Genomic DNA, 11,878 nt, shown 5'->3' with positions numbered 1-11,878 from the left:
GGCGACGTCAAGCACCGCCACTCCTTCCGGAGGTCTCCTCTCTGATCAAGGCACCACGCCGAACGTCAACAACCTCCGTGGTCAGTACATCTAGAGCGCCAGGAGCAAGCTTGCAGAGGGCTTGCCACGGCTCGGGGCTGGGATGTGGTCGAAGTCGTTGACGACACAATCTCAGCCACCACCAGCCGTCTTGCGGATCGCCCTGGCTGGCAGCGCGTGGTTCGGATGATCGAGACTGGCCAGGCTGACCTCATCGTTGCTTGGCATCTGGATCGAGTGACCCGTTCCATGAAGGATCTCGAACTCCTGATCGATTTGGCACTGGAACGGGGTATCGGCCTCGCCACTGCTACCGGAGACATCGACCTGACCACCGATGTAGGTCGCATCGTCGCCCGGATCTTGGCGGCTGTCGCATCGGCCGAGGTCGACCGAAAGGCCGAGCGGCAAATATTGGCGAACGATCTACGAGTAGCGAAGGGGACGCCGCAGTGGATCCGCCGCCCATTCGGCTACGAGATGGACGGCACCCTGCGGGAAGCGGAGGCGGCAGCCGTACAGAAGGCGTATCACGACGTGCTCGCCGGCAAAGCGCTGACAACGGTGGCACGCGAGTGGAACGAGGCGGGCTTCAGGACGTCCGCGCCCGATGCAGCAACCGCTCGGCCTCGGGCGCCGCGCAAGAACGACTACGCCCCCTCCCGTCGATGGAACAACGTTGCGGTGCGGTCCGTCCTGCGAGCGCCACGCAATATCGCAAAATCAACCCTGTACGGCGAGATCATGGGCGACGGCCATTGGACGCCGATCGTGGACGAGCCGACCTGGCGTGCCGTGGACCGCTTCCTTGCCGACCGCGAACGCCCGGACAGCACGGTCGGCAAGCTGGCTAACCTGCTGTCCCAGATCGCCACCTGCACGGTATGTGGCGGCAGCATGGGAGCAAGTAAGCGGGGTGATGCGCCGATCTACGTGTGCAAAGGCACGAGGGACGAGAGCGCCGGTCGCGGACATTGCCAGCGTCCGCTCGACTTTGCTGACCGGGTGGTGGTTGTGCGGCTGTTACAGCAGATGGGACTCACAGGCCGGACGACGTTCCGACGGCAACCTGTCTCGATCGACACGAGCGCACTCAAGGCACGGGAACTGGAGATCGAGGTGCTGATGGCCGAATTGGTCGAGGATCGGACGGCGGGTCTCATCGACCGAGCTGCCCTGCTCGCGGGGACCGCGACACTTCGCCAGGAACTAGCCGAGGTTAGGGATTCCCTCGCCGAGGCTGGAGGATCGCCGGCCGCCAAGATGATCGACATCGAGGCGGCATCTGAGGAATTTGATCGACTGAGCCTGGGAGAACAGCGTGCCGTCCTGCAAGAGGCCTTTGCCTACATTCGAGTAATTCCGCGCGGGAAGGGGAGAACCAAGCCGGGGAACCCGACCTGGCGACCGGAATTCATCGAAACCGAATTCACGCGCGCCTGGTCGGAGAAGCCCACTTACGCCGGACTGGTGCCGTCGCCCACCGATGACTCCCGCCCCTCATAAGCCTGTCGAGGACCACATACCGAAGCGCGCGAGCAGGAGCAGCGCGAGCCGTCGGCGTCCATACGGACGATGACCGCGTCCTTGGGAACGCTGTGTCCGACAACTCGGCCGTCGCCTTCAGGCGTCGTGACTCGGGAACCGACAGATGGGGCGGAATCCGCGAAGCGGGCATATAGCGGATGTTCGTATTTCAGGCAGCACATCAGGCGGCCGCAGGCGCCGGAGATGCGCAGCGGGTTGAGTGGTAGGTCCTGGTCCTTTGCCATTCGGATGGTGACCGGCTCGAAGTCGGTGAGGAATGTGGCGCAGCAGAGGTCGCGGCCGCAGGAGCCGATTCCGCCCTGTACGCGTGCGGAGTCCCGGGCGGAGAGCTGGCGCAGCTCGACCCGGCAGTGCAGGGTGGCACCCAGGTCGCGGACCAGTGAGCGGAAGTCGACGCGGTGGGGCGCGGTGAAGTAGATCGTCGTCCGGGCGCTGCCGGTGCCGGTCTGGTCGAGGACGTGATCGACGGCGACCACCTTCATCGGCAGTTCGTGTGCCTTGATCAGTTTCTTGGCGGCGACCTTCGCTTCGGCCTTGCGTTTGCGCAGCAGTTCGTCGCGGCGTAGGTCTCGCTCGTCGGCGAGACCGATGACCTTGGGAAACCCGGCGGTCTCCTCGTCGACCCATTGCGGCGCCCAGACGCACTCCGCCACCTCCGGACCGTCGTCGGTCGGCACCAGTACGTGGTCGCCGACGGACGGGGTGAACCCGTTCGGGTCGAGGTAGTAGAGGCGGCCGTACCGGTTGAAGCTGACCGCGCACAGCATGCCCATGCGATCAACCCTACGACCGTCGGCAAGCCGTACCAAATGCCGGTTTTGAACTACCCGCGAGGGTTGTCGCATAGATGCGGCGCAACCGCCCCAATCGACCTTCGTTGGCCAGTCCCGTAGACGCCGTCGCCGTTCTGCCCGCCACGGTGCCAAGCCTTCGGAAGGAATCGCCATGATCCCCGCCAGGTCGGTGGCCGCCAGTGTCGTAGCACTGGGGTTCGCGAGCACGCTCACCGCGCCGATACCCGCATTCGCCAATCCGGCACCCTGCCAGAGGTTCGAGCACTACGCGGCTCAGGCGGGTGCACAGATCCTCCGGATCAACCGGCTCGAGACCGGACCGCTGGGCGTGCCGGGAAACCGGAAGGCCGATCCGGGGGCGGCGCCCGGCCGGAAGGCCGATCCGGGAGCGGCGCCCGGCCGGAAGACCGATCCGGGAGCGGCACTCGGCCAGAAGGCCGATCCGGGGGCGGCGCTCGGCCGGAAGACCGATCCTGGGGCGGCGCTCGGGAGGAAGGGCGTCGGTAAGGCTGGGGCGCCGGGCGCCGAGGACGGCGAGCGTCCGGGTGAGGGCCGCCGTGGTGATGACGCGAACGGGAAGAACGACGAAGGTGGGGACGGGCCCGGGACTGCGGAGAACGGAGGGTTCGAGAAGCGCGGACTGACCGAGTCGACCACGCGGGCCATCAGCGGGGTGGGCATCGGGGACTCCCGGAGTGTCCTGATCGCCGATGGGCCGGTTCACTCCGCGGCTGCCGCGCGCGTTCTCGACGGCCGGGTGCCGGGTTCCTCCGCGACGAACGACCTGGTTGTGCAGCAGACTCCGCCGACGAACGCCGAACCGACGGTGCGGCGTGCCGGGGAGAGGCGCTTCGGGCCCCTCAAGTCCGGCGGGGGGAAGTTGACCGCGCACGCTCGCTGGGACGACGAGGTGCGGTGCGGCACCGTTGAGGCGACCACGGCGGCGGCCGAGCTCGGGCGGATCACGCTGGGCGGGGTGGGGAACGGGGCGCTTGTTCGCGTACCCGAGAAGATTTTGGGTCTGAGTAACACGGGTCTGCGGCAGCACGAGGGTGAACTGGAGTCCGTCGCCTCGGCAACTGTCACAGCCGGCCGGATCAGCCTTGCGGACAACCAGGTCCGCATCCGGGTGCTGCGAGCGCCCGCCCTGCGCGTCACCATGAACGCCGCCGGCACCGGGAAGGTCGATTATCGGCCGGCTGTCCTCGAGGTCACCGGGCCGGGCGGGCAGAGCAAGCGTCTCGAAACTGTGCGTGACCATGTTGACATCACGATTAGTGACGGAGGTCACGTTGCCGAGTCTTTGCCTTCATTGATCGAGCCCATCGGTCCGCTGCCGGTGCCGCGTATCGGGGATCTGCCGTCGCCCGGGGAGCCGGAGACCACGCCCGCTCCTGACGGAACGCACGGTACAAAGCTGCGCATTTCGCTCGGCGACGTCCGCCAGGCCGCTAAGGACAGGGCCATCGCGGCGCGTGCTGACGCTGTCAAGGTCGCGCTGGTTCGGGAGAGGAAGGGGCGGGACAAGTCCGGGTACGCACCGTCCTCTGTGGTCGCCGATCTGGGCGTCGGCATTCTCGAGGGTGCAGCGGTCGCGCCGAAGCCCGCGTCGGGGGTCTCCAATGCCGGAGCCGGAGCCGGGTCTGCGGGTGGCGGTGTCAGCTCCGGAACCGCCGGCCTGCCGATCACCGGTCCCCGCGCCCTGTCCGTGGTTCTCGGCGGCGTGGCCCTGCTGATCGGTGGCATCGGTGTGGTGCTGCTCTCCCGAAAGCGCCGCGTCGACGCCTGAGCGCCGCGCCGACGTCTGAGCGGCCTGTGTGCGGGCGGCCGCGGCAACGACCGCCCGCACACCACACTGTGGACTGCGGATCAGGCCGGCAGCGGGTTCTGCAGGGCGGTGGACCCCTCCAGGAGGTCCTCGCCACGGTCGTAGGCGTCGGCCACAGTCCGTAGGAGGAGGGCGCCCACGTCGGCCGCCGCGCGGGCCTGTTCCTCCGGTGGGGAGCCGGTGCCGGCGGTCAGGGTGAGCGCCTCGGCGGAGGTGATCACCTCGGCCAGCACCAGGGCCAGGTCGCGGCGGGCTCTGGTCATCCACTCGGTCAGGGCGTCCGCGAGGTCAGCGGTCATCTCCATGCGGCGGGCCAGGCTCTCGGGGCCGCCGTTGAGGTGTTCGGCGGTGCGGCGGCGGGCCTCCTCGTACGCCTCGGCCGCCTCGCCCACCCACTCACCCGGCAGCGGAAGCGAGTCGGCGACGTCGGCGTAGGTCCGGGCCTCGGCTCGCAACTCGGGAGCGGCGGCGCGGATCGCGTCGGGGCTCAGGTCGCACACGGCACGCACGGCGTCGCCGGGCAGCAGGCGGACCCGGCGCAGTTCCGGCCAGACGTCGTGACCCTCCGGCGCGCCGATCCCGGAGAGCACGCTGTCGACGCGGCTCAGCAGCGGCCGGGCCGCCTCGGCCAACTGGTCCAGGCGGTCGGTCATCAAAGCCCGCGCAGGAAGCGATGACGTACGGCGTCGTCGGTCGACGTGTACTCCTGGGCGGTTGTGCGTATCGAGCCGGCGATGTCGCGGAGCCGCTGGGAGTTGTCGGCGGCCTCGCGGGCGCGGGCGGCGAGGACCGCGGTCCAGCCGGCGAACAGTGCGCGGCCGATGCGACCCGGACGGCCCGCCTCGTCGGCACCGAATGCGGCAGCACCCGGGGCCAGGGCGAGCACGCGCCGGTCCATCGTGTCCAGCGCCGCCGCCGCGAGGTCGATCTGATCGGCGAGTTGGTTCACGTCAGTGGCCCTCCAGCGTGCGGAACGATCCGAAAACCTCACCGTGCAACTTCTCTCGCGCCCATCGGGCGGCCTCGGCGGCGGAGGCGACCACGGCCTTCAGCTCGTGGGCGAACTCCGCCGTGTCGCGGTGGCTCAACGAGCCGTGCAGCCGAACGTCCACGATGTCTCCCGACGCTGTCACCACCACCTCGATCGACTGGTCCGGTGAGTGCACCGACACGGTGTGCCCGACGACGGCTTTTTCGAATTCGGCGCGCAATTGCTCTATCTGCCGATATCGCTCGATCGCCTCGTCGATCCACGCCTCGTCGATTTCGCGCGCCATGCCGGCTCCTCACCGCGCGTCATGCAGCCGTCGCGTTCCGGCATCAGACCGTACCGGTTTCGGTGACGGTCCCGCTACGCCGAGAAATCCTTTGTGGATAACACGCATCGTCATCGTGACGGATCGCGATGTTTACGTTGAGTAATGGGGGACAACCCGTCCGGGAATTGTCGGGGCGGGGCAATACGATTCTCGGGTGGGTCCGCGTGATGTGTTTTCGGAGTTGGTCGGCCAGGACGAGCCGGTCGAGACGCTGCGCCGGGCCGCTGCGGCGGCCGCGCGGATCGTCGCGGGCGAGCCCGGCGTGGGTGGGATGACCCACGCGTGGATCTTCACCGGTCCACCGGGGTCGGGACGATCGGTGGCGGCGCGGGCGTTCGCCGCCGCGCTGCAGTGCGAGCGGGACGGCAGTGGCTGCGGCGAGTGCCACGGCTGCCACACCGCGCTCGGGAGAACACACGCGGACGTGCGGTTCGTGGTGCCTGAGGGGCTCTCGATCGGGGTGAACGAGATGCGCGCCCTCGTGCTGCGGGCGGCCACCGCTCCGTCCGGCGGCCGATGGCAGGTGGTGGTCATCGAGGACGCCGACCGCCTGACCGAGGCGGCGGGAAACGCGCTGCTCAAGGCGATCGAGGAGCCGCCGCCCAGGACCGTCTTCCTGCTCTGCACCCCGTCCACCCACCCGGACGACATCTCGGTGACCATCCGCTCCCGCTGCCGCGTGGTGTCGCTGCGGCAGCCGCCCGCCGACGCTGTGGCCGAGGTGCTGGCACTGCGCGACGGTGTCGCCGGCGACGTCGCCGCGTGGGCGGCCGCCGCCTCGCAGGGGCACGTCGGCCGGGCGAAGCTGCTGGCCGCCGACCCCGATGCCCGCTCGCGGCGGGAGGCGGTGCTGGCGGTGCCACGGCGGCTGACCGGGATCGGGGCCTGCTTCGACGCCGCCGCCGCGCTGATCGAGGCCGCGGAGGCGGAGGCCGCCGCGTCGGTGGCCGAGAGCGACGCCACCGAGCGGGCCTCCCTGGAGCAGGCGCTGGGCGCCGGCGGGACGGGCCGGGGGGCGGCCGGCGCCATGCGCGGCGCCGCGGGCCAGATCAAGGATCTGGAGAAACGGCAGAAGTCACGGGCCACCCGCGCCCAGCGGGACGCCCTGGATCGGGCGCTCGTCGATCTGGCGGGTTTCTATCGGGACGTGCTGGTCACCACGCTGAAGGCGCCGGTCGCGGTCGTCCACGGCGACACCGCTGACCAGGCCGAGGCCGCCGCCCGCAAGTGGTCCCCGGAGAGCACACTGCGGCGACTGGAGGCGGTCGTGGCCTGCCGCGACGCCATCGAGCAGAACGTGAAGCCCAAGATCGCCGTCGAGGCGATGATGGTCACGCTCTGGCGCGGCTGACGCCGAGAGGGTAACCGGGGCACCGCGACCGTGTCGGCGGACGGTGCCGGCACGGCCGCGGTGCGCTCCACAGTGTGTACGACATGGTGGGCACCGCACTACCGGTCAACGCCGAAACTTCCGACCGCCGCACGGCAAACCAGGGCAGAACACATCGATGGCTGTCACCGAACGATCGCGGACGCGAAGCGCCTTGACGGCATCGATCAGACCGCTTTACGTTACGGAAGCTCGTCCGTCCGGTTACCGAAAGTTTCGGAGTGTCCCATGTCGACTCGCCGTGAACTGCTCGTTCTGGCATCGGGAGCCGCCGTTGCCGCGGCCACCGCATCCTCCGCACCCGCCGCGGCGTCCGGCCGTGACGACGGCTGGGTGGCCACCTGGGCGGCCGTACCGACCACCATTCCCCCTGGCCAGCCGCAGGTGCTGAGCGATCAGACCGTCCGCCACGTCGTCCACACGAGCGCCGGCGGCGACCAGGTCCGGATCCGGCTCAGCAACGAGTTCGGCACGACGCCGCTGCACATCGGCGAGGTGCACGTCGCCGTCCGCGCCGGCACTGGCGCGAGCACCGACGCGGTTCCCGGCACCGACCGGAAGGTCACGTTCGGCGGCCGCGGTGACGTCCGGATCCCGGTGGGTTCCCCACTGGTCAGCGACCCGGTCAAGCTCGGCGTCCCGGGTGGCACCGACCTGGTCGTCAGCATCTACCTGCCGGACCCGACACCGGTCACCACGCTTGCCGCCTTCGCCTTCCAGGACAACGTCGTCGCCGCCGGCAACGTCACCGCCGCCCGCCGCATCACCCCGGTCCGGACCGTCGGCCAGGTGTTCTTCCTCTCCGGGGTGAGTGTCCGCAGTCAGCGCACCGCGATCGTCACGCTCGGCGACTCGATCACCAACGGCGCTAACACCGTGGCGAACGCCAACCACCGCTGGCCGGACCTCCTCGCCGCCCGGCTGCGCGCGGCGCACCTCGAGCGCGGCGTGGCCAACGTCGGCGTCTCGGGCAACCGGCTGCTGCACGACCCCAACCCGCCCGCCGGGAGCAACGCCGAGACCTTCGCGGCGTACTTCGGGCACAGCGCCCTGCGCCGGTTCGACCGGGACGTGGTTGCGCAGCCGGGCGCGGAGTATCTGGTGGTGCTGCTCGGGGTGAACGACCTCGGCCACCCGGGCACGGTGTCACCGCCGGACGAGGTGGTGACCGCCGACGATCTGATCTGGGGACATCGTCAGCTGATCGCACGGGCGCGACTGGCGGGCCTGCGGGCGTACGGTGCGACGATTTTGCCCTTCAAGGGTGACACCCTCGGCTTTTACAGCCCGGAGAACGAGCAGAAGCGTTCTGTGCTGAACCGCTGGATCCGGACGTCCGGCGAGTACGACGGGGTGATCGACTTCGACCGGGCGGTGCGGGACGACACGGACCCGCTGCGTTTGAAGCCCGTCTACGACAGCGGTGACGGCCTGCACCCGAACGACGCGGGTATGGCTGCGATGGCCGACGCGGTCCCCCTGCGGCTGTTCAGAGGCTAGGAGCGACGCTGTTCCTCCAGCGGAGGAGCATCAGGAACATCCTCCGAAATATCGGATATTTCGGAGAGTTCGGAGAGCATGCCGGAGAGCCGCCCCGCCACCGCCGAGCTGATCTCCTCGACCGGCCGCGCCGCGTCCAGCACCAGATAACGCTTGGGGTCGGCCGCGGCCAGGTCGAGGAACGCGTACCGCACCCGCTCGTGGAAGGTGCGGGACTCGCTCTCCAGCCGGTCGGCACCCTCGCCCCGGGAGTCCACCCGGGTCAGGCCGACACCGGGATCGACGTCGAGCAGCACCACAAGATCGGGCTTGAGGCCGCCGGTCGCCCACGCGGAGAGCCAGGAGATCTCCTGAACCGGCAGTGTGCGCCCGGCACCCTGGTACGCCAACGACGAGTCCACATACCGATCGCTGATCACCACAGCACCCCGGGCGAGGGCGGGCCGGACCACCGTGGCGACGTGATGCGCCCGGTCCGCCGCGTACAGCAGGGCCTCCGCTCGTGGCGACGGCGCGTCCCCCTTGTCCAGGACGAGCCCGCGGATCCGTGATCCGACCGGTGTCGCGCCCGGTTCCCGGGTGACCACGACGTCCCGCCCCTCGGCCTTCAGCGCGTCCGCGAGCCGGGTGACCTGCGTCGACTTGCCGGCTCCCTCGCCGCCCTCGAAGACCACGAAGACGCCGGCCCGGACGAACGACTCCGGTGGCGAGAGCGGCCGTCCGCGCAGCGAACCCCAGAGGTCGGCCAGCACCGGTACGCCGCGCTTGTCGTCCATCTGCCGGAACGACCCGATCCCGACCCAGATGCCGATGGCACCGCCGACGAGCAGCAGCACCCGGGTGGAGGAGATGTCGACGTGCACCGGACCGAGCTCGACGCGGCGTGAGCTGCCCAGGCCGACCAGGAAGCCGGAGATGGTGATGGCCAGCAGCAGGACCATCCGGACGCCGATCTGCACGACGGCGAAGACCCGCCCGCGCAGCTCGTCGGCGATCTCGCCGTAGAGCAGGGTGGTGCCGGCCAGGAACGCCATGCCGGCGCCCGCACCGACGAGCAGCGCGCCGACCAGCGCCATGGACAGGTGGAAGGCCGCGCCGAGGAACATCACCGAGCCGCTGGACAGCACGATGCTCATGCCGAACCAGCGACGCCGGGACAGGTCCTTGACGATCATCGGGCCGATGCCGATGCCGAGTGCGAGGCCCATGAAGAGCACGCCGAAGAGCAGGAAGAACGCGGCCTCACCGGCGCCGAGGGAGCGAGCGAAGGTCCGCGCGGCACCGATCACCACGCCACCGGCCGCGAACGCGCCGAAGATGCCCAGCACCAGGCCGCGGACCAGCGGGGTCTGCCCGATGTAGTTCCACCCGTCCTTGAACTGACGGGTCATGCTCTGTTCGGCCGCCTTGCGCCGTTCCTCGCTCCGGCCGCCGATTTCCTTGATGCCGAAGAAGACGACGAGCGCGGTGGCCAGCCGGGAGAACGCGTTGATGTACAGGGCGATCTGCACCGGCTGCGCCCAGTCCGGCAGCGAGACGCCGGACTGCTGGAGGCCGGCGGTGAGCGCGGCCAGCGCGAGGGCCGCCAGGATCGGCGTGATCCCGTACGTGGTGACGAGCGTGAGCTGGTTGGAGACCTCGATCCGCGATTTCGGGATGAGGTTCGGAACCGCTGCCTCCTTGGCCGGGATCCAGATCAGCGTGATCGTCTCGCCAAGGAAGGTGGCGATCGTGGCCCAGGCGACGGTGAGTGCGGGTGAGCCGCCGAGCAGCGGCACCAGCGGGATCGAGCCGTAGATCACGAATCGCATCAGGTCGGTGATGACCATGGTGTAGCGGCGGTCGAACCGATCTGCCAGGACACCGGCGATCGGCCCGAGCAGCAGCGCGGGCAGCAGACGTACGGCGATCGTGCCGCCGAACGCCGCACCCTGGGCAGCCTGGTTCTCGAACTGGGCCGACGCGAAGAGTCCGGTGGCGAGGATGCCGATCCAGTCACCGAAGGAGGCCGCTGCCAGCACCAGCCAGAGTCGGCGGAACCCGCGGAGACGCAGAACCGAGCGGAGAGCCGCTGCCCCCGACAGGTCAACGGGCCCCGGGTCCTGTTGCTTTTCCGTGCTGATGGCCCTTACCTCCCGTGGTCACTGCTCGGAGCACTGTAACCGGCCCGCGCAGGTCACCGGGGTCCCCCACGTACGGGTGGTGCAGAGATGAATGTCTTTCGTGTTACTCGTAACCGGGTTACCGTGCTGACGTGCTCACAGACCGCATCGCCCTGCGCCAGCGGCTCGACAAGGCCACCGACCACCTGGAGACCCCGGTCGCCGTGGTCGACCTGGCCGCGTTCGACGACAACGCCGAGCATCTGACCGCACGGGCCGCCGGTAAGCCGATCCGCGTCGCCACCAAGTCGGTACGCTGCCGAGCGCTCCTGGAACGCGTCCTGGCCCGCCCCGGCTGGCACGGTGTGATGGCGTACACGGTCCCCGAGGCGATCTGGCTGGTCCGCGCCGGTCTGACCGATGACGTGCTCGTCGCGTACCCCTCGGCGGATCGCACCGCCCTGCGCGAGCTGGCCTCGGACCCGGCGCTGGCGGCTGCGGTGACCCTGATGATCGACCACTCCGCCCAGCTGGACCTGATCGACCAGGTCTCCCCGCCCGCCGGCCGCCCGGACCTGCGCCTCTGCCTGGACTTCGACGCCTCCTGGCGCCCCGCCGGACCACTGCACGTGGGCGTGCGCCGCTCGCCGATCCACTCGGCCGTGCAGGCCGGCGCGATGGCCCGCAAGATCGCCGACCGGGACGGCTTCCGGCTGGTCGGGTTGATGTCCTACGAGGCGCACATCGCGGGCGTCGGCGACGACCCGCCCGGTCAGGCGCTGCGGGGCCGGCTGATCCGCCTGATGCAGAGCCGCGCCTTCCCGGAGCTGCTGAAACGCCGCGCCGCGGCGGTCCGTGCCGTCCGTGAGCACGCCGAGCTCGAGTTCGTCAACGGCGGCGGCACCGGCAGCGTGGCCGCGACCAGCGCCGACCCGTCGGTGACCGAGGTGACCGCGGGATCGGGACTGTACGGCCCGGCGCTGTTCGACGCGTACCGGAACTGGCAGCCCACCCCGGCCGCGTTCTTCGCGCTCTCGGTGGTCCGCCGCCCCGCGCCGCGGATCGCGACCGTGCTCGGCGGCGGCTGGATCGCCTCCGGCTCGGCGGAGAACTCCCGCCTGCCGGTGCCCTACCTGCCGGAAGGGCTCCGGTTCAAGGCCGACGAGGGCGCCGGTGAGGTCCAGACGCCCCTGCTGGGCACGGCCGCCGCGCAGTTGCGCCCCGGCGACCGGGTCTGGTTCCGGCACGCCAAGGCCGGTGAGCTGTGTGAACACGTCAACGAGCTGCAGCTGGTCGACGGCGAGACAGCAGCACCGGCCCCCACCTACCGCGGAGAAGGCCGTGCGTTCCTGGGGTAG

Annotated in this window: 10 protein-coding genes and 1 pseudogene; 6 read left to right on the top strand and 5 right to left on the bottom strand. The window is 69.9% G+C overall.

Annotated elements, in window-relative coordinates; genetic code table 11:
• Window positions 1-99: 99 nt before the first annotated feature.
• Window positions 100-471, top strand: a pseudogene (locus AB0M02_RS37495) (recombinase family protein); the annotation flags it as partial.
• Between the two features lie 48 nt (window positions 472-519).
• Entirely contained in the window at window positions 520-1,545 is a 1,026-nt protein-coding gene (locus AB0M02_RS37490; RefSeq protein ID WP_364236003.1) for a recombinase family protein, read from the top strand.
• Here AB0M02_RS37490 and ricT read toward each other — a convergent pair.
• A complete protein-coding gene (ricT, locus tag AB0M02_RS37485) occupies window positions 1,497-2,360 on the bottom strand; it encodes a regulatory iron-sulfur-containing complex subunit RicT (protein ID WP_364235975.1) in 864 nt (287 codons plus the stop codon). The two genes, AB0M02_RS37490 and ricT, sit on opposite strands and share 49 nt — an antisense overlap.
• Before the next feature lie 172 nt (window positions 2,361-2,532).
• On the opposite strand from ricT, the gene AB0M02_RS37480 reads away from it, so the two are divergent.
• Entirely contained in the window at window positions 2,533-4,170 is a 1,638-nt protein-coding gene (locus AB0M02_RS37480) for a hypothetical protein (RefSeq protein WP_364235973.1), read from the top strand.
• Window positions 4,171-4,250: 80 nt separating this feature from the next.
• On the opposite strand, the gene AB0M02_RS37475 is transcribed toward AB0M02_RS37480, so the two are convergent.
• The 3 genes from AB0M02_RS37475 to AB0M02_RS37465 are packed head-to-tail and all read right to left on the bottom strand — an operon-like array spanning window position 4,251 to window position 5,486.
• Window positions 4,251-4,862, bottom strand: a complete 612-nt coding sequence (locus AB0M02_RS37475; RefSeq protein WP_364235971.1) for a hypothetical protein — start codon at window positions 4,860-4,862, stop codon at window positions 4,251-4,253.
• On the bottom strand, window positions 4,862-5,158 hold the full coding sequence (locus AB0M02_RS37470; protein WP_364235968.1) for a hypothetical protein: 297 nt from the start codon (window positions 5,156-5,158) through the stop codon (window positions 4,862-4,864). Before AB0M02_RS37470 ends, AB0M02_RS37475 begins: the two co-directional genes overlap by 1 nt.
• Window position 5,159: 1 nt before the next feature.
• Window positions 5,160-5,486, bottom strand: coding sequence for a YbaB/EbfC family DNA-binding protein (locus AB0M02_RS37465; RefSeq protein ID WP_364235966.1), 327 nt, complete (start codon window positions 5,484-5,486; stop codon window positions 5,160-5,162).
• A 196-nt stretch (window positions 5,487-5,682) separates the two neighbouring features.
• Between AB0M02_RS37465 and AB0M02_RS37460 the strand changes: the two genes are divergently transcribed.
• Window positions 5,683-6,879 carry a DNA polymerase III subunit delta' gene (locus AB0M02_RS37460; RefSeq protein ID WP_364235963.1) on the top strand — a complete coding sequence of 399 codons (1,197 nt, stop codon included), beginning with the start codon at window positions 5,683-5,685 and terminating at the stop codon, window positions 6,877-6,879.
• Between the two features lie 267 nt (window positions 6,880-7,146).
• The gene (locus AB0M02_RS37455) at window positions 7,147-8,418 is read left to right on the top strand and encodes an SGNH/GDSL hydrolase family protein (protein ID WP_364235960.1); all 1,272 of its coding nucleotides are present in this window, start codon (window positions 7,147-7,149) and stop codon (window positions 8,416-8,418) included.
• Here the strand turns inward: AB0M02_RS37455 and tmk are convergent.
• Complete coding sequence (tmk, locus tag AB0M02_RS37450) at window positions 8,415-10,502, bottom strand: dTMP kinase (RefSeq protein ID WP_364236001.1); 2,088 nt, start codon at window positions 10,500-10,502, stop codon at window positions 8,415-8,417. The two genes, AB0M02_RS37455 and tmk, sit on opposite strands and share 4 nt — an antisense overlap.
• 170 nt (window positions 10,503-10,672) lie before the next feature.
• Between tmk and AB0M02_RS37445 the strand changes: the two genes are divergently transcribed.
• Window positions 10,673-11,878, top strand: a complete 1,206-nt coding sequence (locus AB0M02_RS37445; protein WP_364235957.1) for an amino acid deaminase/aldolase — start codon at window positions 10,673-10,675, stop codon at window positions 11,876-11,878.

Origin of the sequence: Actinoplanes sp. NPDC051861 (assembly GCF_040681145.1) — a bacterium.
In the GTDB taxonomy this organism is placed as follows: domain Bacteria; phylum Actinomycetota; class Actinomycetes; order Mycobacteriales; family Micromonosporaceae; genus Actinoplanes.
The sequence above is the reverse complement of the archived record's forward strand: the minus strand, read 5'-3'. Positions and strand labels throughout refer to the sequence as shown.